This window comes from Azonexus sp. GW821-FHT04F04 (assembly GCF_059420025.1).
The window spans coordinates 200,060-226,591 of sequence record NZ_JBWKSX010000001.1; the positions used below are offsets into that span (position 1 = coordinate 200,060).

Consider the following 26,532-nt stretch of genomic DNA (forward strand, 5'->3'; position numbering starts at 1 on the left):
GTTATTACAGCGTCTTGGCCTTTTCGAGGACTTCCTCGATACCGCCAACCATGTAAAACGCCTGTTCCGGCAGGTGGTCGTACTCGCCAGCACAGATGCCCTTGAAGCCCTTGATCGTTTCCTTGAGGGAAACAAATTTGCCCGGCGAGCCGGTGAAGACTTCAGCAACGTGGAACGGCTGTGACAGGAAGCGCTGAATTTTGCGGGCACGGGAAACGGCCAGCTTGTCTTCCGGAGACAGTTCGTCCATACCCAGAATCGCGATGATGTCGCGCAATTCCTTGTAACGTTGCAGATTCATCTGCACGGCACGGGCAACGGCGTAGTGTTCTTCACCAACGACTTGCGGGTCGAGCTGGCGGGAGGTGGAGTCGAGGGGATCAACAGCCGGGTAGATACCCAGCGAGGCGATGTCACGCGACAGCACGACCGTGGAGTCCAAGTGCAGGAAGGTGGTAGCAGGCGACGGATCGGTCAAGTCATCGGCAGGCACGTAAACGGCCTGGATGGAGGTGATCGAGCCGACCTTGGTGGAGGTAATACGCTCTTGCAGACGGCCCATTTCTTCAGCCAGCGTCGGCTGATAGCCCACGGCAGAAGGCATACGGCCAAGCAGTGCGGAAACTTCCGTACCGGCCAGCGTGTAGCGATAGATGTTGTCGACGAAGAACAGAATGTCGCGGCCATCATCACGGAAACGCTCGGCCATGGTCAGGCCGGTCAGCGCAACGCGCAGACGGTTGCCTGGTGGCTCGTTCATCTGACCGAACACCATCGCAACCTTGTCGAGAACGTTGGAGTCCTTCATTTCGTGGTAGAAGTCGTTACCTTCACGGGTACGCTCACCGACGCCAGCAAACACGGACAAGCCGGCGTGCTGTTTGGCGATGTTGTTGATCAGCTCCATCATGTTGACGGTCTTGCCAACGCCGGCGCCACCGAACAGGCCGACCTTGCCGCCCTTGGCGAACGGGCAGATCAGATCGATAACCTTGATGCCGGTTTCGAGCAGGTCGATGGACGACGACAGTTCGTCGAACTTCGGAGCCATCTGGTGAATTTCACGCAACTCGTTGGAGTCGATCGGACCAGCTTCGTCGATCGGACGACCCAGCACGTCCATGATGCGGCCGAGGGTGCCCATACCGACCGGCACGGAAATGCCAGCGCCGGTGTTGTTCACTTTCATGCCACGACGCAGACCGTCGGAGGAACCCATGGCGATGGTTCGAACGACGCCGTCACCGAGTTGTTGTTGTACTTCGAAGGTCAGGCCGTCTTCTGCCATGCCGTTTGCTTCAGCAGCATCCAGCTTGAGGGCGTCGTAGACCTTCGGCATCGCGTCGCGTGGAAAGTGGATGTCCACCACGGCGCCGATACACTGAACGATTGAACCTTGACTCATATTCAAATCCCCAAAAATAAAAATCTACGCGTCACACCGCGGCGGCGCCGCTGACGATTTCCGAAAGTTCTTTCGTAATCGCAGCCTGACGGGCCTTGTTGTAAACCAGCTTCAAGTCGCCGATAACGGTCTTGGCGTTGTCCGATGCCGACTTCATGGCAACCATCCGGGCAGACTGCTCGGAGGCCATGTTTTCAGCAACGGCCTGATAAATCAAAGCTTCGACATAACGGATCAGCAGATCATCGATAACAGCCTTGGCATCGGGTTCGTAGACGTAATCCCATTTGTGCGAGGCAGTACCGACCGTCGTGCTGGACAGCGGAAGCAGCTGTTCGAACACCGGCTCCTGTTTCATCGTGTTGATGAAGCGGGTATAGCCGATATACAGCGCGTCAATCTCGCCCTTCATGTAGGAATCAAGTTGAACCTTGACCGGCCCGATTAGCTTTTCCAGGTGGGGCGTATCGCCCAATCCGGTGACATGCGAGACGACTTTCGCGCCAGCACGTTGCATGAAGCCGAGACCTTTGTTGCCGATGCAGGTAGCCTGAATCTTGTTGCCCTTGGACTCGAACTCCTTCATCTTGGTCACGGCCAGACGAAGAAGGTTTGAGTTCAGACCGCCGCACAGCCCCTTGTCCGAGGTGATCAGAATCAAGCCGACAGCGGCTTGTTCACGATTCACCAAGAACGGGTGGCGGTACTCGGTGAGAGCATGAGACAGGTTGCCTGCAACGCGCCGGATCTTCTCGCCATAGGGACGGGCAGCCCGCATCCGGTCCTGCGCCTTGCGCATTTTGGATGCGGCCACCATCTCCATGGCCTTGGTGATCTTGCGCGTGTTTTCGACGCTCTTGATCTTGTTGCGAATTTCCTTGCCGCTAGGCATGGCGTTCTCCTAGATCAGACCCAGCTGCTCTTGAAAGCGACGATGCCGGCGGCAAGTTGCTTCTCGGAATCGGCGCTCAGATCGGCCGTCGTCTCCATGGTGTTCATGAGGGCAGCACAATTTGACTTGAGGTAACCGATCATGGCCTTTTCGCACTCCAGAGCACGCTTGACTTCGACATCATCGAAGTAGCCCTTGTCGGCTGCGTACAGCGTGACAGCCATTTCGGAGATGCTCATCGGTGAGTACTGTGCCTGCTTCATCAGCTCGGTCACCAGGCGACCACGTTCCAGCTGCTTGCGGGTTGCTTCGTCAAGATCGGAAGCAAACTGGGCAAATGCTGCAAGTTCGCGGTACTGGGCGAGAGCCAGACGAACACCGCCGCCGAGCTTCTTGATCAGCTTGGTCTGGGCTGCACCACCGACGCGGGACACGGAGATACCGGCGTTGATAGCGGGACGGATACCGGCGTTGAAAAGGTCGGTTTCAAGGAAGATCTGACCGTCGGTAATCGAGATCACGTTGGTCGGAACGAAAGCTGACACGTCGCCGGCTTGCGTTTCGATAACCGGCAGAGCGGTCAAAGAACCGGTCTTGCCCTTGACTTCGCCATTGGTGACTTTCTCGACCCACTCTTCCGAAACGCGAGCTGCGCGTTCGAGCAGACGTGAGTGGAGATAGAACACGTCGCCCGGGTAGGCTTCACGACCCGGCGGACGGCGCAGCAGCAGGGAAACCTGACGGTAGCCCCAAGCTTGTTTGGTCAAATCGTCATAAACGATCAGTGCATCTTCGCCGATGTCGCGGAAGTATTCACCCATCGTGCAGCCAGCGTACGGTGCGAGGTACTGCAACGCAGCAGATTCCGAAGCCGGGGCGGCAACGACGATGGTGTTTGCCATCGCGCCGTGCTCTTCTAGCTTGCGAACGACGTTGGCAATGGTGGAAGCCTTTTGACCGATAGCAACATAAACGCAGAACAGACCTTTGTCTTTCTGGTTGATGATGGCGTCGACCGCAACAGCCGTCTTGCCGGTCTGGCGGTCACCAATGATCAACTCGCGCTGGCCGCGGCCAACAGGAACCATGGAGTCCACACACTTCAGCCCGGTTTGCACTGGCTGGGAAACCGACTTACGCCAAATAACGCCTGGCGCAACCTTTTCCAGCTTGTCGGTCAGCTTGGCATTGATCGGACCCTTGCCGTCGATCGGCTGGCCGAGGGAGTTGACCACGCGGCCAAGCAGCTCACGACCAACAGGAACTTCCAGAATGCGACCGGTCGTCTTGACGATGTCGCCTTCGGAGATGTGTTCGTATGCACCAAGAACCACAGCACCGACGGAATCACGCTCAAGGTTGAGCGCCATGCCAAAAGTGTTGCCGGGGAATTCCAGCATTTCGCCCTGCATAACGTCTTGCAGGCCGTGCACACGGCAGATACCGTCGGTGACGGATACCACGGTGCCCTGCGTGCGCACTTCCGATGCGCCTTGCAGGTTCTGGATCTTGCTCTTGATCAGTTCAGAAATTTCGGAAGGATTCAACTGCATGAAATTCTCCTAGTTGTTCAGCGCCGTAGCCATGGCGTCGAGCTTGCCGCGGACTGAAGCATCCAGCATCTGGTCGCCAACGATTACCTTGATGCCACCAATCAGGGTCGGATCAACCGACACCGAAGTTTCGAGCTTGGTCTTGAATACGGCTTCGAGTTGGGGCAACAGGGCTTTCACCTGGTTATCTTCGATCGGAAAAGCCGAAATGATTTCGGCTTGCTTGCTACCTTCCTCCGCGCGCTTGTAGCTTTCGTACAAACCCGCGATTTCCGGCAACAATCCCAGACGGTCATTGTTGGACAGTAGCTGGATGAAGTTCGCCAGCTCCGCATCTACCGCCGTACCGCAGGCAGACCGGAAGAGGTCGACCAGTTGCGGGGCCGCCACATTGGGATCGCCGATAGCCGCACGGACGTCGGGACTGGCGGCCACCTGGGCGAGCGTTGATACTTGCTCGGCCCACTTGGCCAGATTGCCACTTTCCTTCGCCGCCCGGAACAGGGCTTCGGCGTAAGGACGGGCGATAGTGACGGATTCAGCCATCGCTTACAGGTCCTGTTTCAGGGCGACCAGCATGTCAGCATGCGCGGACGCGTTGATTTCCTTGCGCAGGATCTTCTCCGCACCGGCAACCGCCAGTTCGGCAACACGCTCACGCAAAGCTTGCTTGGCGCGTTCGACTTCCTGATCGATTTCTGCTTTGGCACCGGCGACGACCTTGTCGGCCTCAACCTTGGCAGTGCCCTTGGCTTCTTCGACGATCTGTTGCGCACGCTTTTCGGCTTGAACGATGAGGTCCGAGGATTTCTCCTTGGCTTCCCGCAACGCGTCAGCGGAACGCTTGGCAGCGAGTTCTTGCTCGTGCTTGCCTCGTTCAGCTGCAGCCAGGCCATCAGCGATCTGTGCTTGACGGTCTGCCATCGCTTTTTGCAGCGGCGGCCAGACATACTTCATCGTGATCCAGATGAAGAGAGCAAACCAGATTGCCTGGCCAATCAGTGTAGCGTTGATATTCACGCTAACCTCCTGGTTATAAGGGTTTCAGGGGCGCGGATTAATGCGACAGCAGAGCCAGGAACGGATTTGCGAAGAGCAGGAACAGAGCGATACCAACACCGATCATGGTCACGGCGTCGAGCAGACCGGCGACGATGAACATCTTGACTTGCAGCGTGGGGATCATTTCCGGCTGGCGAGCAGCACCTTCCAGGAAACGGCCACCCAGGATACCAAAGCCAATAGCGGTACCCAGAGCGCCGGCGCCGATCAGGATGGCTACAGCGATAGCGGTGTTGGAGAGGACGGTTGCGAGTTCCATGTTTACTCCTCAGTAAGGTAGGTTTGTTGCGGGGTTAAAGTTAAAAACTACTAAAAAGACTGCTACTACGACTTAGTGCGACTCTGCCGCCATCGACATGTACACGATGGTCAGCATCATGAACACGAAGGCTTGCAGGGTAATGATCAGGATGTGGAACAGTTCCCAAGGCAAAGCCAGCGGCAACTGATAGATTCCGAGCAGGGCAATCAGAATGAAGACCATTTCACCGGCGTACATGTTGCCGAAGAGTCGCAGGGACAACGAGATCGGTCGGGCGATTTCTTCAACGATACGGAACAGGAGGTTGATCGGCGCGAGTTTGAGACCAAATGGAACCGCGAAAACTTCATGCATGAAGTGGCCGAAACCCTTGATCTTGAGGCCCATGAAGAGCGAGATAAAGAAAACGGTAATCGACATTGCAAACGTCAGATTGGGGTCGGTGGTCGGGACAAATTTGAAGGGCATTTCGTGATTGCCGGTTGCCGCCTGGAGCGCGACGGGCAGGAAATCTACCGGAATCAAGTCCATGGCATTCATGACGAAGACCCAGACAAAAATGGTAATGGCCAGCGGCGTAACCAGCGCGCTCTTGCCATGGAAAGTATCGCGTACCTGTTGGTCAACCAGACCAACTACCATCTCGACAAAATTCTGCCCGCCGGACGGAACGCCGGAGGTGGCTTTGCTAGCCATTAAGGCCATGAAGCCGAAAACCACGAGACCCAACAGGCCGGAGACCAGCAAGGTGTCTATATGAAAAGTCCAGAAACCGCTACAAACCCCATCCACCTTGGCGCTGTCTGCACAGACAGCGAGATTGGTCAGGTGGTGTTGAATATAACCAGTTGTGCCGCCTTCTGCGCTCATGTTTTCTCCAGTCAGCCTAGCGATTCTTCAGCAGTGCCATCCAGTAGATGACAAAGGTTGATGCGTATCCAAGGAAGAGCGGAAGAACCGCCACTTCCTTGTACCCTAAAAACACCAGCGCAAAGCCGGCGAGAGTCAGCAAAAACTTGAATCCCTCCCCAGCGGCTTGCGCCTGATAAACCTTGACCGGGTCTGTACTCGAACCCATTCGCAATGCTCTCAGGACGTAGCCGAGATTGGCGATGAATCCGATTGATCCCCCGATCAGAACCGAGACTGCTGCATTGACGCTAACAAACAGGCCTGCCGCAATGGCTAGGATGGTTGTCAACGCTGCTTGGCGGCTGAGTATCCAGCTTACCTGCGGATGCAAGACATGCCTCGATCAATAACCGTGCGAGTGTAACGGAGTCTTATAGAGGAGTCAATTTCCGCAGTGCAAAAATTGAGGGTTTTCCCGTACTTTCTGTGGGTTACGATTAGTGACATGGCTTACGAATTCAGTCGTGAAATGAGGCCGTCGAGTTGATCCAGGCTCGAAAATTCGATGGTGACTTTGCCAGCGCCCTTTTTGTTGGAGCGAATGGCAACGTTGGTACCCAGGCCGTCGGACAGGCGTTCCTGCAGGTTTAGCAGGTCGCGATCGATGGTTTTTTCGGGCGCATGCCTGGGTGGATTCAACAGTTGCTGGACCAATCGTTCGGTTTCGCGGACTGATAGTCCCTTTTGCACAATACGCTGAGCAACGCCGACTTGCTGGCCGCTGGAAATTGGCAACAGGGCACGGGCATGGCCCATGTCGATCCGGCCGGTCATCAGCAATTCCTGAACCGGTGCGGTCAGTTGCAACAAACGCAATAAATTCGAGGCGGCGGGGCGAGAGCGGCCAACGGCATCGGCGGCCTGCTGGTGGGTCAGGCCGAATTCGTCGATCAGGCGTTGCAGGCCTTGTGCTTCTTCGAGCGGGTTGAGGTTTTCGCGCTGGATGTTCTCGATGAGCGCCATGGCCAGTGCCTGTTCGTCCGGAATGCTGCGAACGAGAACTGGAACTTCGGTCAGCCCGGCGAGCTGGGCGGCGCGCCATCGGCGTTCGCCAGCGACGATTTCGTAGCGCTCGGAACCGGGCGAGCTATCCACTGCGCGGACCAGGATCGGCTGCATGATGCCCTGCGCCTTGATCGAGGCAGCCAGTTCGGCCAGCGAATCCTGATCCATGTGGGTGCGCGGCTGGTACTTCCCCGGACGCAGACGTTCGACCGGCAGATTGCGTTGTTCGTCGCCCTGTGGCTTGTCGCTACCGGAAAGCAGCGCGTCGAGGCCGCGGCCGAGTCCTTTCATCTTGATCATTGGGCGACCCTTTCAAGAATTTCCTGGGCGAGCGCGCTGTAGGCCTGCGCACCCTTCGAGTTTTTGTCAAAGGCGATGACTGGCTTGCCGTAGGACGGTGCTTCGGCCAGCCGGACGTTGCGCGGCACGATGGTCTTGTAGACCTTGTCGCCGAAATGGCTTTCGAGTTCGCTGGAAACCTGTTGGGTCAGCGTGCTCTGGCTGTTGTACATGGTGCGCAGCAGGCCCTCGATTTCGAGGCGCGAATTGAGGTGGTGGCGCACTTTGCGCAGCGTTTCGACGAGATCGGACAGGCCTTCCAGTGCGTAGTATTCGCACTGCATCGGGATCAGCACGGAATCCGCAGCGACCAGGGCATTGACGGTCAGCATGTTGAGCGCCGGTGGGCAGTCGATAAGCACGAAGTCGTATTCGGCGTGGTTTTGCGCCAAGGCTTTTTTCAGACGGTATTCGCGTTGGTCGAGCTCGATCATTTCGACTTCGGCGCCGGCCAGTTCGCGGTTGGCGGGCAGGATGTCGAAGTCGAAAGCGGTCGCGATGCAGACTTCGAGTAGCGTCGCGGCACCGATCAGCAATTGATAGACCGTCGGCAGTGCCTCTTTCTTGGTAATGCCCGACCCGGTCGTCGCGTTGCCTTGCGGGTCCATGTCGATGAGCAGGACGCGCTTGCCCTCGGCGGCCAGCGACGCCGCCAGATTGACTGCGGTGGTCGTCTTGCCGACGCCGCCCTTCTGGTTGGTTATGGCGAGTACTTTCATGACCCGGCTTTCAAAATGATCAAATGTCGTTCGGCATTCAGCCCTGGTACGCAGAGCCGGATGATTGCTTCAACCGAAATGTCGGCCGGCAAAGCATTGAGTTCGTCGTCCGGTCGCACGCCTTTCATGGCCAGCCAGCGACCGTTCGGGGCCAGCAGATGGCGGGTCAGGCTGATGAAAAGGCCGATTTCGGCAAAGGCGCGCGAGCTGATCTGGGCGTATTGTCCCTGCATTTCCTCGACCCGGGCGTGGTGCACCGTAACATTCCTGAGCGCCAGTTCGATGGCTGCTTGTTGCAGGAAGGTGGTTTTCTTTTGCACGGTATCGACCATGCTGACTGAAAGTTCCGGTCGGGCGATGGCCAGCGGAATGCCGGGCAGCCCGCCGCCACTGCCGACATCAAGTAGATTACCGGCGCCGACGTGCGGCAGGATGGCCAGCGAATCGAGCAGATGGTGCGAAATGGCCTGGGTCGGGTCGCGTAGCGCGGTCAGGTTGTAAGTCTTGTTCCACTTGAGCAGCAGGTCGCGGAAGGCGAGCAGCTTGCTCTGCGCCTCGGCTGGCAGCGTTATGTCGAGGGCGGCCAGGCCGCTGGCAAGGGCGTCCTGGCTCATGCGGCTTGCGACAGGTTGTGGCGCTTGAGGTGGATCAGTAGCAGCGAGATTGCGGCCGGCGTGATGCCCTGAATGCGCGAGGCCTGACCGATGGTCTGCGGCTTGTGCTGGGCCAGTTTCTGTTTGACCTCGTTGGACAGACCGGCCACCGTGGCGTAGTCGAGCTCGATCGGCAGCACTGTGTTTTCGTAGCTGGCCGACTTGGCGACTTCCTCGGCCTGACGGTCGATGTAGCCCTGATACTTGGCGGAGATTTCGAGCTGCTCGACGACCGCCGGGTCCATTTCGATTTTGGGCAAAATTTCTGGTTGACCGTGGAGAGGCAGCGTGAGCAGCGCTGCGTAGCTGACTTCGGGCCGGCGCAGCAGTTCGAACAGGTTGTATTCGTGTTCGATGGCTTTGCCCAGCACGCGGATGCAGTCTTCGGCCGGGGTCAGCTTGGGATTGACCCAGGTCGATTTCAGGCGTTCCTGCTCGGTAGCGATGGCGTCGCGTTTCTGGCAGAAGGCGGCCCAGCGGATATCGTCGACCAGGCCGAGTTCGCGGCCTTGTTCGGTCAGGCGCAGATCGGCATTGTCTTCGCGCAGACTCAGGCGATATTCGGCCCGGCTCGTGAACATCCGGTAGGGGTCGGAAACGCCGCGCGTGATCAGGTCGTCGACCAGCACGCCGAGGTAGGCTTCGTTGCGTTTCGGGCACCAGCCGGCTTCGTCGCGGACATAGCGCACAGCATTGATGCCGGCCAGCAGGCCCTGCGCAGCGGCTTCTTCGTAGCCGGTCGTGCCATTGATCTGGCCGGCGAAGAACAGGCCGTTGATCGCCTTGCTCTCCAGCGTGTCCTTGAGGCCGCGCGGATCGTAGAAGTCGTATTCGATGGCGTAGCCGGGGCGCAGGATGTGGCAGTTTTCCATGCCGCGGATCGAACGGACCAGCGCCAGTTGTATATCGAAGGGCAGGCTGGTCGACACGCCGTTCGGGTAGATTTCGTGTGTGGTCAGGCCTTCCGGCTCGAGGAAGACGTTGTGCTGATTCTTGTCGGCGAAGCGGTGAATCTTGTCCTCGATCGACGGGCAATAGCGTGGCCCGACACCTTCGATGACGCCGGTGTACATCGGCGAGCGATCCAATCCGCTGCGGATGATGTCGTGGGTCTTCTCGTTGGTCTCGGTGATCCAGCACGGCAGTTGGCGCGGGTGCTGAGCAGCGTTGCCGAGGAAGGAAAAGACCGGCATCGGGTTGTCCGAATGCTGTTCTTCCATCACCGAAAAATCGATGGTCTTGCCGTCCAGGCGCGGCGGCGTGCCGGTTTTCAGGCGGCCTTGCGGCAGGTTCAACTCTTTCAGCCGGGCCGCCAGCGAGTTTGATGGCGGATCGCCCATGCGCCCGCCGGTGTAGTTCTCCAGCCCGACGTGGATCTTGCCGTTGAGGAAGGTGCCGGCGGTCAGGACGACGGCCTCGGCCATGAAGCGGATGCCCAGCTTGGTCACGGCGCCAGCGACGCGCTCGCCCTCGACGATCAGGTCGTCGCAAGCTTCGGCGAAGATGGTCAAATTGGCCTGATTTTCCAGTCGACCGCGGATGGCTTGCTTGTACAGCACGCGGTCGGCCTGGGCGCGGGTGGCGCGCACGGCGGGACCCTTGGAGGCGTTGAGAATGCGGAACTGGATACCGGCCTCATCGGTCGCCGCTGCCATGGCGCCGCCCAGCGCATCGACTTCGCGCACCAGATGCCCCTTGCCGATGCCGCCGATCGACGGATTGCAGCTCATCGCCCCGAGCGTGTCGAGATTGTGCGTCAGCAGCAGCGTGTTCGCACCCGCCCGTGCCGCGGCGAGCGCAGCCTCGGTGCCGGCGTGGCCGCCGCCGACGACGATGACATCGAAACGGGTGGGATAGAGCATGGGTTTGGCTTTGTTGCAGCGCAATAGCGGACTGCGGATTTTACTTCAGGGCGCTGAAAACTCGAAGGTTTTTGCCACTTCCTTGCCCTCCCCTGCGAACTCAAGTAAGTTTGCGAAATGAGTACAAGCCAAGCCAAAGGGCCCAGCCCTCTTGATAACGAGGAGATGCTGCTGGTTTTGCAGCAGTCGCTGACCAAAAAGAGGGTTCTGATTGTTGATCGCCATTCGCCGGCGCGCGACTCGTTGCGTCTGATGCTCGGTGCGTTGGGCGTGACACTGGTGCACGGGGCTGGCAACTCGGCCGAGGTCATCCGTCAGGTCAAGGCCAACCGTTTCGACATCGTGCTTTCCGACTTCGTCCTCGACGACGGCCGCGACGGCCAGCAACTGCTCGAAGAGTTGCGCCACGCCCACCTCATCCCGTTGTCGACGGTGTACATGATCATCACCAGCGAGCGCGGCTATACCAACGTTGTTTCGCTGGCCGAACTGGCCCCCGACGATTACCTGATCAAGCCGTTTACCGCCGACCAGTTACAGGCCAGGCTGATCAGATCGATCTACAAAAAACACGTACTGCGCCACATCTACGAGCAGATCGAGCGCGGCGCCCTGCAGGAAGCCATCGCTGCCTGCGACCGCGTCATCCATCAGCAGCCGCAATACATGTACGACGCCCTGCGGTTCAAGGGTGATCTGCTGCATACGCTGGGCAAGACCCATGAGGCTGAAGAGATTTTCCGGCGTGTCCTCGAAGGGCGCGTCGTTCCTTGGGCCAAGATGGGGCTGGCAATGGCCCTGCGCGACCGGGGGGCGCTCGACGAGGCCGAACAGCTGGCGGAACAGGTCACCGTCGAGGCGCCTGACTACCTGTCGGCCTACGATTTCCTGGCTTCGGTGCACGAAGCACAGGGCAAGCTGGAGGCGGCCCAGCAGACCCTGCAGCGGGCGGCCGATGCTTCGCCGCACAATACCGTGCGGCAGCGGCTGGTCGGCGATGTGGCCGCCCGCAACAACGATTTGCTGGCGGCCGAAAAGGCTTACGGCAAGGTCATCGAGCGGAGCAAGGGATCGAGCCTGCGGACGGTGGACGACTTTGCCAACCTGTCGCGCGTGCTGGTCGAGCGGGGCAACGTAAGCGCCTCGCGCAAGATTTCGGCGGAGATGAAGCGCGAATGGCGCGGCGACATGCAGGCCGAGCTGGCGGCGCTGGTGACCGAAAGTCTTTGCCTGAACAGCGAAGGCTCGGCCGACAAGGCTCAGCATCTGGTCGATCAGGCGCTGGCCTTGCAGAAAATGATCAGCGAAGAGGCGGCCGAGAAAGGCAAGCATGTGTCGCAACGGCTGGCGGTCGATCTGGCCCACGCCTGCTACGCCACCGGCAAGCCAGACGAGGCGGCGAAGATCATGCGCCAGGTGGCGGCCGAAAACCATGAGGACAGGAACCTCATCGACCACATCACCAGCGTTTTCGAAAAAACCGGCCAGCCCGATGCCGGCAAGGCGATGCTCGAACAGGTCGGCAAGGAGATTGTCGAGCTCAACAACAAGGGCGTCCTGGCGGCCCGCAGCGGTGACCTTGAAGGCGCTGTCCAGCTACTGATCCAGGCCGTCGAGCAGGTGCCCAACCTGCAGTTTCTGGTCAATGCCGCCAAGGCCATTTTTGCCTTGATGGACAAGAAAGGCTGGGATGAAGCATTGGCAGCCAGGGCACTCGACTATCTGCAGCGCGCCCAGCGCAAGGACCGCAAGAGCGCCAAAGTGGCTTCGGCCCGCGAGCTGTACGTCACGGTCGCCAAGAAATACGGTATTGCCACCGACAACACTTGAAAAATCAGGGCGGCAACATTTTGAAACCAATTTGTTGCGCCGCTGACTCATCCTTTCTCGTGCTGGCGCGTTGATTACACACCGGCCCGCCTTTTCGTGCGGGTGGCGCTTTTCCTTCGGGAGTCCACGATGCTGCAATCCATGCAAAAAATTCTTCTCGCGCTGACCATGGCGGTTGCCCTGCCCGCCCTGGCGCAGAGCGATCCACCGGCCCGCGTCGGGCGTCTGGCCCATATTGAAAATCAGGTCGATTTTCGGGTTGACCGTGGCGATCAGGGCGGACCGGCCACGCTCAACTGGCCGATCAGCAGCGGTGCCGTGCTGGAAACCGGCCAGCGTGGCCGGGCCGAGGTGTGGATCGGTTCCACCGCCTATCGACTGGCCGACGACAGCGAGGTCGAGTTTCCCGTCGTCGACGATGCGCGAGTCGATGTCCGCGTCAGCGGCGGCAGTCTGGCAGTCAGCATTCTCGACCGCGACCAGGTTGATGACGTGGTGATCGCCACGCCGGATGGCAACGTCCGTTTCCTGACGCCGGGGCGCTATCGCATCGACGTCTTCGCTGATCGCAGCGAACTGAGCGTGCAGGCCGGCCGTGCCGTTTTCGATGACGGTCAGCGGGCGACGCCGGTTGCTGCCGGCCAGAAGGTCAGCCACTGGAGCGATGGCAACGAGCAACTCGATGCCGACCGCAGCAACGATGCCTTCGACCGCTGGGTCGCCAATCGCGAGAATGTGACGCTGGCCAGCCAGTCGCGCCGCCACGTTTCGCCGCACATGACCGGCTATCAGGACCTCGATGCCTACGGTGACTGGCAGACGGCGCCCGACTACGGTTCCGTCTGGTACCCGCGCACCGTGGCCGACGACTGGGCCCCCTACCGCTATGGCCGCTGGGCCTGGGTTGCCCCCTGGGGCTGGACCTGGATCGACCAGGCGCCATGGGGTTTTGCGCCTTTCCACTATGGCCGTTGGGCGATCATCCATGGCCGCTGGGGCTGGATCCCCGGCCGTCTCGTCGCCCGCCCGGTATATGCTCCAGCCCTCGTCGCCTGGATCGGCAACCCGGGCTGGAGCGTCAGCTTCAGCTTCGGCGCCGCCCCCGCTGTCGGCTGGTTTCCGCTCGCGCCGCGCGAAGTATACGTCCCGGCACATCGGCACAGCCCCAACTATGTTCGCCAACTCAATGTCGCTTACGTCCGCGACGTCAGTGTGATTGATCGTGCCGTGCATGGCGGTCCGCAAGTTCCGTTTGCCCATCACCGCTTGCCGCGTGCCGTCACCGTCGTGCCGGCCAACATGGTCCGCGAAGGCCGTTCGATCACGGCCCGTGAAATTCGCCGTCCAGACCGCCCGGAACTGGGGCGTGCTCCGCTCGCCCGCCAGGCACCGAGCGCCGACTGGCTGGCTCCGGCTCAGGGAGCGGTTCGTCCGCGTAACGACGAACGACGCGAACCGATCAACCGGCCGCGCCGCGATTTCGGCATCCAGGGTCCGAGTGGCCAGGAGCGTGGCGCACCGCGTTCGGAACCGATGCAGCGGGGCGCCGAACGTCCGGCTCTCCGCCAGCAAATGCCGGAAGCAGGAAATGGCCGCGATGGCGAAGCGCGCCGTGAAAGCAGGCATGGCTCGCCCGACAAGCGCCCGGGAAATGAAAATCGGGGGCGTCCGCTTGACGTTGCCCCAGCCAGCGGGCCGCAACATCGTGAGGCTGTGCCGCCGGAAATGCGTCAGGCGGTGCCGGATGCCGCCCAGACTCAGCCACTCGACGGGCGCCGTGGCAGTTTCCGCCGCCCGGCCGAAAGTCAGCCCGGGCTCGAAGGTGGCAGAACGCCGGTTCAGGATGCTCCGCCGATCCGCCGCGAGATGTCGCCGCCGGAACAACGTCAGCCAGCGCCTGACGTTGGCAGGTCCCCGCCCGTCGATGTGTCACCGCTGCAACGTCGCGAAGGTTTCCGCCGTCCGGGTGAAGCGCGCCCCGAAACGGAGCTGCGTGGCCGCTCACCTGAGGCCGCCCCGGTGCCAATGCGCCGCGATATGCCAACGCCCGAGATGCGGACAGAAGAGCGTCAGCCCCGGCCGATGACGGCGCCACAGGAAAGGGAGCAGCGTCGCGAAGCGCGGGAAATTCAGCGCGTGGAACCTCCGGCGCCGCCCCCCCGCGAACGGGAAGCACCTCAAATCATGCGCCAGCCGGAAATGCAGAGGCCGGCTCCGGAAGTCAGGATGCCCGCCCCGCCACCGGTGCGCGAAATGCCGCAACCACGCGCTGAGCCGCCGCGTCAGGCGCAGGAGTTGCGGGCACCGGCCCCTATGCCGATGCCGCAGCAACGGGCTGAGCCACCGCGTCCGGAATTCCGTGCACCGCCGCCTGCCCCGGCACCGATGCCCCAGCCGCGAGTTGAGCCGCCGCGTCAGCCGGCGCCACCGCAAGGTGGCCAGCCGGAACAACGCCGTCGTCACGGCGATGACGACGACCGTCGTGGGCGTTAAGCCTTAAATCTTGTGACCGAGGCCGAGGTAGGCCTCGATCACCCGTGGGTCGGCGGCCAGTTCGGCGCTTGGCCCGGCCAGCGACACCTCGCCGGTTTCCAGCACATAGCCGTAGTCGGAAACCTGCAGGGCGGCGCGGGCGTTCTGCTCGACCAGCAGGATGGCGACGCCGGTCTGCTTGAGCGCGGCGATGATGCGGAAAATTTCCTTGATGATCAGCGGAGCCAGTCCGAGGCTGGGTTCGTCGAGCATGAGCAACTTGGGCCGGGCCATCAGGGCGCGGCCCATGGCCAGCATCTGGCGTTCGCCGCCGGATAGCGTGCCGGCCAACTGGGCGCGGCGTTCCTCAAGGCGCGGGAAGAGCTCGAAAACTTCATCCATCGTTTCCATCTGGTCGCGGTGGCCAGTGCGGTAGCGATCGAAAGCGCCGAGCAGCAGGTTGTCCTCGACGCTCATTTCGGCGAACAGCTCGCGTTTTTCCGGGACGAGTGTCATGCCGTGGCGGACGAGGTGCTCAACCGAGCGTTCCGGCCATTGGGCCTGGCCCATGTAAATGATCTCGCCCTTCGAAGGCAGCAGGCCCATCAGGGCCGAGAGCAGCGTCGTCTTGCCGGCGCCGTTGGGGCCGATAACGGTGACGATCTCACCGCGCCGGATGGTCAGGCTGACCTCGTGCAGCGCTTCGACCTTGCCGTAGGCGACGCGCAGGTTTTTGACGTCGAGAATGACCTCGTGGTCGTGCAGGTGGGCGTGTTTGGTCATCATTCCACTCCGCCGAGATAGGCTTCGAGCACCTTCGGATTTTGCTGGACCTCCTCGGGCAGACCTTCGGCGATCTTCTCGCCGAACTCCATGACCACGACGCGGTCGGCCAAACCCATGACGAAGTCCATGTCATGTTCGACGAGCAGGATGCCCATGCCTTCGGCGCGCAACTTGCGAAGCAGTTCGGCCAGCGCCTGTTTTTCCTTGTAGCGCAGGCCGGCGGCCGGTTCGTCGAGGAGCAGCAGGCAGGGGTCCGAGGCCAGGGCGCGGGCGATTTCAACAATCCGCTGCTGGCCAAGCGCCAGACTGCCGGCCGGGTCGAACATGTGTTCGGAGAGGCCGACGCGTTCGATCTGACGCGCCGCCTCGGCCAGCAGGCGGTTTTCCTCAGCGCGGTCGAGGCGCAGCGCGGCCGCGATGACGCCCTTGCTACCGCGCAGATGGGCGCCGATGGCGACGTTTTCGATGACCGACATCTGGCCGAGCAGGCGAACGTGCTGGAAAGTGCGGCTCATGCCGCGCCGGGCGATTTCGCGGGCAGCCAGTTCAACGGTCGATTCGCCGAGGAAGGCGATTTTTCCCTCGCTGGCCGGGTCGACCGCAGAAATGCAGTTGAACATCGTGCTCTTGCCGGCGCCGTTCGGGCCGATCAGCGCCATCACCTCACCGGCCTTCACGGTCAGCTCCATGTTGTTGTTGGCGACCAGGCCGCCAAAACGCTTGGTCACCTCGCTGGCGTCGAGCAGCAGGCCGCCGGCTGCGGTCGACGGGCGCTTGGGCAGAGTTTCGGCCGCGGCAATGGTGCGCTGCTGCGGACGGGTAGGCAGCAGTTTGACAATGACCGGCCACAAGCCGACGCGCGCTTTTTGCAGCACGATGACCATGGCGATGCCGAAGACGATGATTTCAAAATTGCCGCTCTGGCCGAGAATCTGCGGTAGCCAGTCCTGCAGCCACTGCTTGAGGACGGTGATCAGGCCGGCACCGAGCACGGCGCCCCAGACATGCCCCATGCCACCGACGACGACCATGAACAGATATTCGATGCCCTGGGTCAGCGAGAACGGCGTCGGATTGACGAAGCGCTGCAGGTGGGCATAGAGCCAGCCCGAGGTGCTGGCCAGCAGCGCGGCGATCAGGAAGATGACTATCTTGGTGCGCTGGGTATTGACGCCCATTGCTTCGGCCATCACGACACCGCCGCGCAGGGCGCGAATCGCCCGGCCCTGGCGCGAGTCGAGCAGATTGCGGATGGCGACGATGGCGAGCAGCACGACGAACCAGATCAGGTAGTAAAACTGGTTGCCGGACTTCAGTTCCCAACCGAACAGCGATACGGCGGGGATGCTCGTTATGCCAGTGTGGCCGCCGAGGAATTCGACGTTGCCGAACAGGAAATACAGGCTGATGCCCCAGGCAATAGTGCCGAGCGGCAGGTAGTGGCCACCCATGCGCAGCGTGATAAAGCCGAGGAAGAGCGCGACGGCGGCGGTGATGGCCAGTCCGATGAACAGCGTGAGCCAGGGTGACAGCCCGTAGGTGGTGGTCAGGAAGGCCGTCGTGTAGGCGCCGAGGCCGACGAAAGCTGCCTGCCCGAACGAAGTCAGGCCGCCGACGCCGGTAAGCAGGACAAGCCCGACAGCAACGATGGCGTAAAGGCCGATGTAGTTGAGCAGGGTGATCGAAAACTCGGGCAGGAGACGCGGCGCGACAAGCAGCAGGCCGATGAAGACAGCGAAAGGCAAATGGCGCAGCCAACGCCGGTTGGCCCGTTCGGGTCGGGAGTCGGGATTTACCTCGTCGGTATGTTCATCATCGTCCTCGACATGACGTGCTGTCAGCGAACGCCAGAGCAGCACCGGGATGATCAGCGTGAAGACGATGACTTCCTTGAAGGCGCTGGCGTAGAACGATGAATACGATTCAAGCAGGCCGACCAGGATGGCACCGAGCGCGGCGAGCGGGTAGGAAACCAGGCCGCCGATGATGGCGCCGACGAAGCCCTTGAGGCCGATCAGGAAGCCGGAGTCGTAGTAGATGGTCGTGATCGGCGCGATCAGGATGCCCGAGAAGGCGCCGATGGCGGCGGCCAGCGTGAAGCACAGCTTGCCGGCGAGGATCGGTGGAATGCCCATGAGGCGTGCCCCGGTCCGGTTCATCGCGGTGGCGCGCAGCGCCTTGCCGTAAATGGTCCGCTCGAAGAAGAAATAGAGGCCGATGATGAGCAGGGCCGAGGCGACGACGACGAGGATGGTTTGGCCTTGCAGCGGAGCGCCGGCCAACTCGAAACTGAGGTCGGTAAAGGCCGGCGTGCGCCAGCCTTCGGCGCCGAAAAAGAGCAGGCCGAGGCCGATCAGGGCCAGATGCACGGCGACCGATACGATGAGCAGAACGAGCACCGGCGCACTGGCCAGCGGCTGGAAGGCGACGCGGTAGATCATTGGCCCGAGGGGGACGACGAGCATCATCGACACGACGACCTGCGCCCACAGCGGAAGTTGGGTCGGCGGCATGGCGAACAGGGCGCCGGCGAAAAGCAGCGGAATGCCGACGTTGATGATGAGCACCGGCGGCAATCGGGCGTAGCGCTTTTCGCGCATCAGATGGACGCTGTCGAGGACGGCTACCGTGACGCCCAGCCCGAGCAGTAGCCAGACCGTGCCGGGAATCTGCCCGGCCTGCAGGGAAGCCAGCGTCAGAGCGCCGAATGCGACGAATTCGCCCTGCGGAATGAAAATGACGCGGGTGACGGCAAAGACGAGCACCAGCGCAAGGGCGAGCAGGGCGTAGATGGCGCCGTTGGTGATGCCATCCTGGCCGAGAAAAAGGAGAATCTGGAGGTCCATGCGACCTTGCTTGCGGGAGGGATTTAAAAGTCACTCCCGTGCCAGCGGGAGTACAAGACGGCGCCCGCCGAGGCGGGCACGGCAAATTACTTGATCAGCTTCCAAGTATTTTTTTCGATGCGCACCATGACACGGGCGCGCTGGTCGAAACCAAGGTGGTCGCTGCTGCTCATGTTGAAGACCCCGTGGGCGCCGGGAAGGTTTTTAGTGGCTTCCAGCGCGTCGCGCAGGGCGGCGCGGAACTCCCCGGTGCCCGGCTTGGCTTTCTTCAACGCGACGGGCGCGGCATTGGCGAGCAGGATACCGGCATCCCACGCGTAGCCGCCGAAAGCGTTGATGCTCCCCTTGCCGTGTACCGCTTCGTATTTGCCGACATATTCGGTGGCTGATTTCTTGACCGGATTGTCGGTCGGTAGCTGGTCGGCAACGAGTACCGGGCCAGTGGCCAGTACGGTGCCTTCACAATCCTTGCCGCAAACACGCAGAAAGTCGTTGTTGGCAACGCCGTGCGTCTGATAAATGGTGCCCTTGTAGCCTTTTTCCTTGAGCGACTTCTGCGGCAGCGCAGCCGGGGTGCCGGCTGCACCGATCAGGATGGCGTCGGGCCTGGCTGACATAGCCTTGAGAACCTGCCCGGTGACCGAGGTGTCGGTGCGATTGAAGCGCTCGTTGGCGACGACCTTGACCTTGCGCACCTCGGCCAGCTTCGAAAACTCTTTCCACCAGCCTTCGCCGTAGGCATCAGAAAAGCCGATGTAGGCAACGGTCTTCACGTTGTTGTTGGTCATGTGCTCAATGATGGCGGTCGTCATCTGGGTATCGTTCTGCGGCGTCTTGAATACCCATTTGCGCTTGGCATCCATCGGTTCGACGATGCGCGCCGAGGCTGCCATGGCGATCATCGGGGTTTCCGCTTCGGCGGCAACGTCGATCATGGCCAGCGAATTCGGTGTCGTCGTTGAGCCGATGATGAGGTCGACGTTGCTTTCGCTGATCAGCTTCCTGGCGTTCTTGACCGCTGTCGTCGTGTCGGACGCATCGTCGAGGACGATGTAATTGACCTTCTGGCCGGCGATGGTCTTCGGCAGCAGGTCGATGGTGTTCTTTTCGGGAATGCCGAGGGAGGCAGCCGGGCCGGTAGCCGACAGCGTTACGCCGATGTTGATGTCGGCCAGCACCGTCGCGGCCAGCGTAGAAAGCAGTGTGCCGATCAGTGTTTTCTTCATTTTTGTCTCCCTAACGTGAATCCGTTTTGCAAAGGTAAAAACCTATTGCCAAAAGGGCTTTCACGCAAGCCGACTGGTCAAGAGGGCGTGATAAAGTCCGTTTTTTGCGCACAGCAGGATCAGCCATGTTCTCTGGAATCATCGCGGCGGTTGGCCGCATTACGCACCTCACCCCGCGCGAGGTCGGCTACCGTCTGCATGTCGATGGCGGCGGCCTCAAACTCGACGATGTTTCGCTCGGCGATTCGATTGCCCACAACGGCGTTTGCCTGACCGTGGTGGCCCGCGAGGGCAATACCTTTGCCGTCGATGTTTCGCCGGAAACCCTGTCGTGCACCGTCGGCCTCGATGCGCCCGGCCCGGTCAATCTGGAAAAGGCGCTGCGCCTCAACGACGTGATCGGCGGCCATCTGGTCTCCGGCCACGTTGACGGTGTGGGTGAAGTGCTGCGTTTCGACCCGGTCGGCGACAACCGTCTGCTCGAAATCCGCGCCCCGAAGGAAATCGCCAAGTTCATCGCGCGCAAGGGATCGATCGTCGTCGACGGCACAAGCCTGACGACCAACGAGGTCAAGGGCACCGATTTCACGATCAACCTGATTCCCCACACGCTGGAAAACACCACGCTGAATCGCCTCAAGCCGGGCAGTAAGGTCAATCTGGAAGTGGACCTGATCGCCCGCTACTGCGAGCGTTTGCTGGCTGCCGAGCGCGAGTAGGCGCCATGCCCTACCGGTTGGCGGTCGTTGCGCTGCTTGCCGCCCTGCTTGGCGCTTGCGCCGCCTACGGCGGCTTCGGGTTGCCAGCCGGCGCCGCGCGGGTCGAGGACATGGAACGCGTCATGGGGCCGCCGGCCGTGCGCTGGCGCGAAACCGATGGCGGCGAGACGCTGGTCTATCCGCGTGGCTCGATGGGTTATCACACCTTTTTTGTCCGTATTGACGCCCGGGGCACCGTGCTGAGTCAGGAAAACGTGCTCGATACCCGGCACTTTGCCCGCATTCGGGCGGGCATGACGACCGACGAGGTGGTCCGCATCCTGGGGCCATCCGTGGCCGCATGGACCGTTTATTACGAGGCGCGTGACGAACTGGTCTGGGAGTGGCGTTATTGCGACGACTGGAACGAACCGGCCCGTTTCGACGTGTTGTTTGACGGAACCTCGCGGCGGGTGCGCTCGACCCTGGCCTCGCCGGAAAGTCTGCGCGGTAGTTTCGGCGACGATGACCACCGTAGTTGGTGCAGTCACTGAATTTGTCCGCCGTGGCAAATCCTCGCTTGAAAAACCCCCACCCCGCCCCCATAATTCGAAGCATGGTTGTAATTCCGGCAATCTGGAGGCGTTCTGGACAGGGGTTCGATTCCCCTCACCTCCACCCAAGAGCATTCCGCTGAGTGTTTTTGGTTGGGGGTGTACTGGCTTCGACAGGGCGGGCAAAGGTGCGCAGGCAACTCGTCAGGCGATCGACGTTAATGAAGCAAATCCATAATTGCCAATGATGAGCAATTCGCTATTGCCGCCTAAAAACGGTTAGCCGGGGCCGCTGAAGCCTTGTTACTCAAGACAGCCGGCGGGGACTTCGGTCCCCGTCGTCACGTCCGGCTTTTGTTTTTAGTTGTCGAGCCGGAAGACGATGGGCACGAGGACCGTTGCCTCGATTGCCTCGTCGCCCCGTTTGGCCGGCACGAAGCGCCAATTTGCTACGCCTTGCCGTGCCGCCTCGTCCAGCCTGTCGAAATTACTGCTTTTTTCGATGTCGACCGTAGCAGCCCGACCGTCCGGCATGACCCGAACCTTGAGCAGCACCTTGCCCTCCTCTCCCAGTCGCCGCGAAAGCGAAGGGTATTTTGGCTCCGGATTGTTCAGGTAAGCGGCGTTGAAGCGGGCAGGGGTTACTACGGGCTGGGCTGACGCGGTTATGTGTGTGGTGGCCGGTTGTGAAACGGGTGGGGCGGCAACCGGGGCAGGAACTGAAAAGGCCGGTGGAGCGCTGGCCTGTTCGGCAGCCAAGGCGATGACCGGGGGTGCTGTCCGGGCTGGCTTTTCCCGCGGGGCGGGTTTGGGCGCCGCGACCTTTTCCGGTGGCGCCGGCGGCACGGCCTGAGCCGCCGAAACACTCTCGGTCAACTGGACCTGAACCGGGGCGGGCGGCATCACTTCAAGTTGGTCGACGCTCAGCGTCAGCGGATAGAGCAAAACAAGTACGTGCAACGCCAGCGCGATCAGCAAATAGCGACCGCTATGCAGCCACTCTGGAGATTTCGGCTGGGGGAGACGGGGGCCGGCAGACATCCTCCGATTATATCCGTGGCCCCTGTGACAATTTGCCGCATCGGCAACGATGACCTGAATGCATACAATCCGTGCCTTGTTAAGTTTTTGTTTTTCAACGTTTTTTGATATGGATCAAGCGCCTCCTGTGACTGCGGTTGTTTTGCCTCCACTCGACTGCCAGGAAAAGCCCTTGTCCCGTGGCGAACACTTGGCGAATGCGACGATGGTCGTGTTGCTGCACGTCATGCTGGCCTACGCCATGTTGTACGTCTCGGTCAAAAATGAATTGATTCAGTTGCCACAGAGCATCAGTGTGCGCTTGCTGCCGATGATCGAAGAGAAGCCGGAGCCAGCCAGGCCATTGCCACCTCCGCCCAAGCCGCAAGTGCGCAAGCAACCGGTGCCCCTGCCGCAGCCGGTCCTCGCCGTGGCCAGTCCGACGGCGACGAGCAGCTTTACCGTCGCGCCACAGCCACCGGTCCCACCACCTCAGCCGGTCGTTGTTCCGCCGGCACCAGCCCCGGCGGCTGTGGTCGCTGCCCGTTTCGATGCCGATTATCTGCACAACCCGAAGCCGGTTTATCCGGCGCTTTCCCGGCGCATGAACGAAGAAGGCAAGGTTTTGCTGAAGGTACGCGTCAGTGGGCAAGGTGCCGCGCTCGATGTGGCCATTTCGAAATCCAGCGGCTTCCCGCGACTCGATGCGGCGGCAGTCGACGCCGTCACACGCTGGCGTTTTGTACCGGCCCGGCGGGGCGATGAAGCAGTTGATTCTTCGGTGATCGTGCCGATCACCTTCGCACTTGAGTAAAAAAGGAAAAACATGCACGAGCAAATGGGCATCGCCCACTTCTGGAGCCAGGGCGATCTGGTTACCCACATCACTGCCCTTATCCTTGCCGCGTTGTCGCTGGCTTCGTGGTCGGTGATTCTGAGCCGGCTGATGTCGGCCTGGCGCGCCTCGCGCTCGCAGGAGCGGGCACTGGCTGCATTCTGGGACGCAAATTCGCTGCCCGAGGCCCTTGAAACCCTGCGTCGTGACGATCCGTCCGGTATCTTCGCCGGTCTGGCGCTGACCGGCGCCCATTCCGCCCAGGCCCACCAGCAGAACGCCGCGCGCGGCATCGGTGCCGGGGTCAATGCCAGCGAATTCGTGACGCGTTCGATGCGCTCGCACATCGTCCATACTCAGGCAAGGATCGAACGGGGCCTGACCTTTCTCGCTTCGGTCGGTTCGACCGCCCCTTTCATCGGCCTGTTCGGCACGGTCTGGGGCATCTACCACGCGCTGGTCGGTCTCTCCGGCGCGACGCAGGTGGTCCTCGACAAGGTGGCCGGCCCGGTCGGCGAGGCGCTGATCATGACGGCAGCCGGCCTCTTTGTTGCGATTCCCGCCGTGCTCGCCTACAACGCCTTCACCCGGGCCAACCGCCTGGTCGCCGTCCAGCTTGATGGCTTTGCCCATGACCTGCATGCCTACCTGACGACCGGCGTACGCGTCGGCGGCAATGTCAATCTGGTCGACATCGGCGCCGCCCGCGCCAGCCGGCAGGCCTGATCATGGCCTTCGGAAGCTTCGACGAGGCGGGCGTCACCCAGCCGATGGCCGAAATCAACACGACGCCGCTGGTCGACGTGATGCTCGTGCTGCTGGTCATTTTCATCATCACTGCGCCGCTCTTTCATCAGGCAGTGCCGATCGATCTGCCACAAGTTAACGCCACCAAGCTCGACGACAAGCCGGAAGTGATTCAGCTCGCCATCGATGTCGACGGCAAGGTCTTCTGGAATGGCGAAGCCATCCACCGTGATGCGCTCGACGCCCGTTTTGCCGCGGCCAGCGCCCGTCAGCCGGAGCTGCACCTGCGGGCTGACCGCAAGGTGGCTTACGAAAAGGTGGCCGACGTCATGGCCGCTGCCCAGCGCACCAGCATAGTGAAAATTGCCTTTCTGACCGAGTCGGCGCGCTAGACGCCGCGGTGTTTCAACGCCCGCTAGCGGGCTAATTTATGGGGGTTTCGAAATTGGGTCACCGGACGTTCAGATTCAACGGTATTTTCCTGGCAGTCGTCGCCGCCTTTTCGCAACTGCCAGCCGCCCAAGCGGCCGAGCCGGAGAGCGACAAACAACTCGGCGAAATGGTCATCAAAAGCGACAAGCCGGCAGTGCCAGCCAATGTGCCATCGACCACCGAGAGCGTGACGGCCAAGCAGATCGCCGAAAGCGTCAACTCGGTGTCCTCGGCCGGCGCCCTGCAATACGTGCCGAGCGTCCACGTCCGCGAGCGCTTCATCGGCGACGTCAACGGCGGCCTGGCCATGCGCATGTACGGCGTCAATTCGAGCGCCGAAACCATTGTTTACGCCGACGGCCTGCTGCTCTCCAATTTCCTCAGCAACAGTTGCTGCCCCGGCCCGCGCTGGGGAGTGGTGTCGCAGCACGCCATCGACCGGGTCGATGTCATGTACGGTCCGTTCTCGGCCCTCTATCCGGGGAATTCGGTGGGTGGCGTGGTGCTCATGACGACCCACATGCCGAGCAAACTGGAAGCCCACGCCCAGCTCGATGTCTTCAACGAGCGTTTCAAGCTCTACGGCACCGACGACAACTTTACCGGCGGCCATGCGGCGGCAACGGTGGGCAACAAGGTCGGCGACTGGTCATTCTGGCTGAGCGCCGATCGTCTCGATAACCACAGCCATCCGACCGATTTCACGGCGGCGACGGCCAAGGCGACGCCTGCCGCAGTTGGGCAATACACTGAGGTCACCGGCGCCCATGTCGACCGCAATATTGCCAACGCTGTCCGGGTCAATACGGCGGCGGTCAGCGCCGATCACACGGTCAAGAACGACGGCACACTCAAGGTGGCCTACGATTTCTCGCCCAGCGTGCGTGCCACCTACACCTTCAATGTCTGGCAAAACACCTCCGACAAGCTGGTGGACAGCTATTTGCGGGATGCGGCCGGCAACACGATCTATGGCTCGACTTCGGCAGCAGGTGTCTACCGCTACCTGCGGATCAACGGCCTGGACTATTCCGTCACCGCACCGAGCGTCAGTCATTCCGAAGCCGAGTATTTCATGCACGGCCTGTCGGTCAAATCGCAGACCGGCGGCACCTGGGACTGGGAGCTGACGGCCAGCATCTTTGACCAGAACAAGGACGTGACCCGCGCTTCGTCGGGCAACTTCGGTACGACACCGAGTACCTCAGCGACGGCCGGGACGATCACCATCCTGGACGGCACCGGCTGGCAGAATCTTGATTTGCGCGGCGAATGGCGGCCTGGCGGCAATCTGCAGAGCGAGCATCAGGTCAGCTTCGGCTTCCATACCGACAGCTACACGACCAAGTCGGACCAATATACGCTGGGCGCCGGCAACTGGCTGAACAGCGCAGCCGGCACCCTCAACACCAATTCGCGTGGCGTGACCTCGACCGATGCCATCTATCTGCAGGATGCCTGGCAGATGTCGCCGAACTGGAAGCTGGTGGTCGGCGGCCGAGCCGAAAAATGGACGGCTTCGGAAGGCAGCAATTACGCTAACAGCAACAACGTCACTTATCAGGACAAGACGGTTCGGGCTTTCTCGCCCAAAGCGTCACTTACCTGGCTGCTCTCCGATGACTGGTCGCTGCGCGGTTCCTACGGCCGTGGCGTGCGCTTCCCGACGGTCAATGAACTGTTCAAGAATGTCGGCATCAAGACGACCGGCGGCGGCAACCCGACGCCGGCCGAAATTGCCGCCTTCACGGCACCGTACAACGTTGCCCTGACCAATAACCCGAATCTCAAGCCGGAGACCGCCGAGTCCTGGGAATTTGCCCTCGAACGCTTCCTGCCCAACGGCGTGTGGCGCACCTCATTGTTCGGTGAGGAAAAGCGCAATGCGCTGGTTTCTCAAACGGATATCACCACCTTGCCGGGCTTCGTCATCAGTAGTGTGCAAAATATTGACCGGGTGCGCAGCTACGGCATCGAGACCTCGTTGCAGTCGCGCGACCTGCTGATCGACGGCCTCGATTTGTCGGGCAGCATCGCCTACATTCATTCGCGGATTGCCGAAGACCGCGCCAACCCGGGGCTGGAGAACACCGAACTGCCGCTCATCCCCGACTGGCGCGCCTCGCTGCTCGCCGTCTATCACGCTTCGGATGCCCTCTCGTACAGCCTCGGCTGGCGCTACAGCGGTCGCCAGCACAGCGGGCTGGCCAATGCGACAACCGGGGCCTATCCCGATCCCAACCCGAACGTCTATGGCGGGCGCAGCAGTTTCAGTGTCTTTGACGCCAAGCTGCTCTACCGAATTGACAAGCAATGGTCGGCCTCGGTGGGCATCGACAACATCACCAACGTCAAGTACTACACGCTGTATCCTTACTCGCAACGAACCATATTTGCCGGCATCAAGTTCGATCTGTAATCC

24 protein-coding genes and 1 other RNA gene are annotated in these 26,532 nt (G+C 61.1%); 9 read left to right on the plus strand and 16 right to left on the minus strand.

What is annotated here, in order from left to right; all coding sequences use genetic code 11:
• Positions 1-4: 4 nt before the first annotated feature.
• The 12 genes from atpD to mnmG form a co-directional block, all read right to left on the minus strand.
• Positions 5-1,405, minus strand: a complete 1,401-nt coding sequence (gene atpD / locus AC07TV_RS00955; protein WP_494646520.1) for a F0F1 ATP synthase subunit beta — start codon at positions 1,403-1,405, stop codon at positions 5-7.
• Between the two features lie 31 nt (positions 1,406-1,436).
• The gene (atpG, locus tag AC07TV_RS00960) at positions 1,437-2,297 is read right to left on the minus strand and encodes a F0F1 ATP synthase subunit gamma (protein ID WP_494646521.1); all 861 of its coding nucleotides are present in this window, start codon (positions 2,295-2,297) and stop codon (positions 1,437-1,439) included.
• A 14-nt stretch (positions 2,298-2,311) separates the two neighbouring features.
• Positions 2,312-3,850, minus strand: a complete 1,539-nt coding sequence (atpA, locus tag AC07TV_RS00965; RefSeq protein ID WP_494646522.1) for a F0F1 ATP synthase subunit alpha — start codon at positions 3,848-3,850, stop codon at positions 2,312-2,314.
• 9 nt (positions 3,851-3,859) lie between these two features.
• Positions 3,860-4,396 (minus strand): F0F1 ATP synthase subunit delta, encoded by a 537-nt coding sequence (locus AC07TV_RS00970; RefSeq protein ID WP_494646523.1) that lies wholly within the window; start codon positions 4,394-4,396, stop codon positions 3,860-3,862.
• A gap of 3 nt (positions 4,397-4,399) precedes the next feature.
• Entirely contained in the window at positions 4,400-4,870 is a 471-nt protein-coding gene (locus AC07TV_RS00975; RefSeq protein WP_494646524.1) for a F0F1 ATP synthase subunit B, read from the minus strand.
• A gap of 37 nt (positions 4,871-4,907) precedes the next feature.
• Positions 4,908-5,171 carry a F0F1 ATP synthase subunit C gene (gene atpE / locus AC07TV_RS00980; RefSeq protein WP_226403060.1) on the minus strand — a complete coding sequence of 88 codons (264 nt, stop codon included), beginning with the start codon at positions 5,169-5,171 and terminating at the stop codon, positions 4,908-4,910.
• Positions 5,172-5,243: 72 nt separating this feature from the next.
• Complete coding sequence (atpB, locus tag AC07TV_RS00985; RefSeq protein WP_494646525.1) at positions 5,244-6,044, minus strand: F0F1 ATP synthase subunit A; 801 nt, start codon at positions 6,042-6,044, stop codon at positions 5,244-5,246.
• A gap of 16 nt (positions 6,045-6,060) precedes the next feature.
• Positions 6,061-6,417, minus strand: a complete 357-nt coding sequence (locus tag AC07TV_RS00990) for an ATP synthase subunit I (protein ID WP_494646526.1) — start codon at positions 6,415-6,417, stop codon at positions 6,061-6,063.
• 119 nt (positions 6,418-6,536) lie between these two features.
• The gene (locus AC07TV_RS00995; protein ID WP_494646527.1) at positions 6,537-7,391 is read right to left on the minus strand and encodes a ParB/RepB/Spo0J family partition protein; all 855 of its coding nucleotides are present in this window, start codon (positions 7,389-7,391) and stop codon (positions 6,537-6,539) included.
• Positions 7,388-8,149: a ParA family protein gene (locus tag AC07TV_RS01000; RefSeq protein WP_494646528.1), complete on the minus strand. Its 762-nt coding sequence runs from the start codon at positions 8,147-8,149 to the stop codon at positions 7,388-7,390. Before AC07TV_RS01000 ends, AC07TV_RS00995 begins: the two co-directional genes overlap by 4 nt.
• Positions 8,146-8,763: a 16S rRNA (guanine(527)-N(7))-methyltransferase RsmG gene (gene rsmG / locus AC07TV_RS01005; protein WP_494646529.1), complete on the minus strand. Its 618-nt coding sequence runs from the start codon at positions 8,761-8,763 to the stop codon at positions 8,146-8,148. Before rsmG ends, AC07TV_RS01000 begins: the two co-directional genes overlap by 4 nt.
• Positions 8,760-10,664: a tRNA uridine-5-carboxymethylaminomethyl(34) synthesis enzyme MnmG gene (mnmG, locus tag AC07TV_RS01010; RefSeq protein WP_494646530.1), complete on the minus strand. Its 1,905-nt coding sequence runs from the start codon at positions 10,662-10,664 to the stop codon at positions 8,760-8,762. Before mnmG ends, rsmG begins: the two co-directional genes overlap by 4 nt.
• A gap of 117 nt (positions 10,665-10,781) precedes the next feature.
• On the opposite strand from mnmG, the gene AC07TV_RS01015 reads away from it, so the two are divergent.
• Positions 10,782-12,494: a response regulator gene (locus AC07TV_RS01015; protein ID WP_494646531.1), complete on the plus strand. Its 1,713-nt coding sequence runs from the start codon at positions 10,782-10,784 to the stop codon at positions 12,492-12,494.
• Between the two features lie 129 nt (positions 12,495-12,623).
• Positions 12,624-14,987 (plus strand): DUF6600 domain-containing protein, encoded by a 2,364-nt coding sequence (locus AC07TV_RS01020; RefSeq protein ID WP_494646532.1) that lies wholly within the window; start codon positions 12,624-12,626, stop codon positions 14,985-14,987.
• 3 nt (positions 14,988-14,990) lie between these two features.
• On the opposite strand, the gene AC07TV_RS01025 is transcribed toward AC07TV_RS01020, so the two are convergent.
• From AC07TV_RS01025 to AC07TV_RS01035, 3 genes are all read right to left on the minus strand, one after another.
• The gene (locus AC07TV_RS01025; protein WP_494646533.1) at positions 14,991-15,752 is read right to left on the minus strand and encodes an ABC transporter ATP-binding protein; all 762 of its coding nucleotides are present in this window, start codon (positions 15,750-15,752) and stop codon (positions 14,991-14,993) included.
• Positions 15,749-18,598, minus strand: coding sequence for an ABC transporter permease subunit (locus AC07TV_RS01030; protein WP_494646534.1), 2,850 nt, complete (start codon positions 18,596-18,598; stop codon positions 15,749-15,751). Before AC07TV_RS01030 ends, AC07TV_RS01025 begins: the two co-directional genes overlap by 4 nt.
• 86 nt (positions 18,599-18,684) lie before the next feature.
• Entirely contained in the window at positions 18,685-19,824 is a 1,140-nt protein-coding gene (locus AC07TV_RS01035; protein WP_494646535.1) for an ABC transporter substrate-binding protein, read from the minus strand.
• 125 nt (positions 19,825-19,949) lie between these two features.
• On the opposite strand from AC07TV_RS01035, the gene AC07TV_RS01040 reads away from it, so the two are divergent.
• The 3 genes from AC07TV_RS01040 (at position 19,950) to ssrA (ending at position 21,420) form a co-directional block, all read left to right on the plus strand.
• Positions 19,950-20,543, plus strand: coding sequence for a riboflavin synthase (locus AC07TV_RS01040; RefSeq protein ID WP_494646536.1), 594 nt, complete (start codon positions 19,950-19,952; stop codon positions 20,541-20,543).
• 5 nt (positions 20,544-20,548) lie between these two features.
• Positions 20,549-21,076 carry a hypothetical protein gene (locus tag AC07TV_RS01045; protein ID WP_494646537.1) on the plus strand — a complete coding sequence of 176 codons (528 nt, stop codon included), beginning with the start codon at positions 20,549-20,551 and terminating at the stop codon, positions 21,074-21,076.
• Between the two features lie 12 nt (positions 21,077-21,088).
• Positions 21,089-21,420, plus strand: a transfer-messenger RNA (tmRNA) gene (gene ssrA / locus AC07TV_RS01050).
• Positions 21,421-21,436: 16 nt separating this feature from the next.
• Here ssrA and AC07TV_RS01055 read toward each other — a convergent pair.
• Positions 21,437-22,117, minus strand: coding sequence for an energy transducer TonB (locus tag AC07TV_RS01055; RefSeq protein ID WP_494646538.1), 681 nt, complete (start codon positions 22,115-22,117; stop codon positions 21,437-21,439).
• A 172-nt stretch (positions 22,118-22,289) separates the two neighbouring features.
• Here AC07TV_RS01055 and AC07TV_RS01060 point away from each other — a divergent pair, with 172 nt between their 5' ends.
• The 4 genes from AC07TV_RS01060 to AC07TV_RS01075 are packed head-to-tail and all read left to right on the plus strand — an operon-like array spanning position 22,290 to position 26,529.
• Positions 22,290-22,910, plus strand: coding sequence for an energy transducer TonB (locus AC07TV_RS01060; protein WP_494646539.1), 621 nt, complete (start codon positions 22,290-22,292; stop codon positions 22,908-22,910).
• A gap of 12 nt (positions 22,911-22,922) precedes the next feature.
• On the plus strand, positions 22,923-23,657 hold the full coding sequence (locus AC07TV_RS01065; protein WP_494646540.1) for a MotA/TolQ/ExbB proton channel family protein: 735 nt from the start codon (positions 22,923-22,925) through the stop codon (positions 23,655-23,657).
• A 2-nt stretch (positions 23,658-23,659) separates the two neighbouring features.
• Positions 23,660-24,070 carry an ExbD/TolR family protein gene (locus AC07TV_RS01070; protein WP_494646541.1) on the plus strand — a complete coding sequence of 137 codons (411 nt, stop codon included), beginning with the start codon at positions 23,660-23,662 and terminating at the stop codon, positions 24,068-24,070.
• A gap of 38 nt (positions 24,071-24,108) precedes the next feature.
• Positions 24,109-26,529 carry a TonB-dependent receptor gene (locus AC07TV_RS01075; RefSeq protein WP_494646542.1) on the plus strand — a complete coding sequence of 807 codons (2,421 nt, stop codon included), beginning with the start codon at positions 24,109-24,111 and terminating at the stop codon, positions 26,527-26,529.
• Positions 26,530-26,532: the final 3 nt, after the last annotated feature.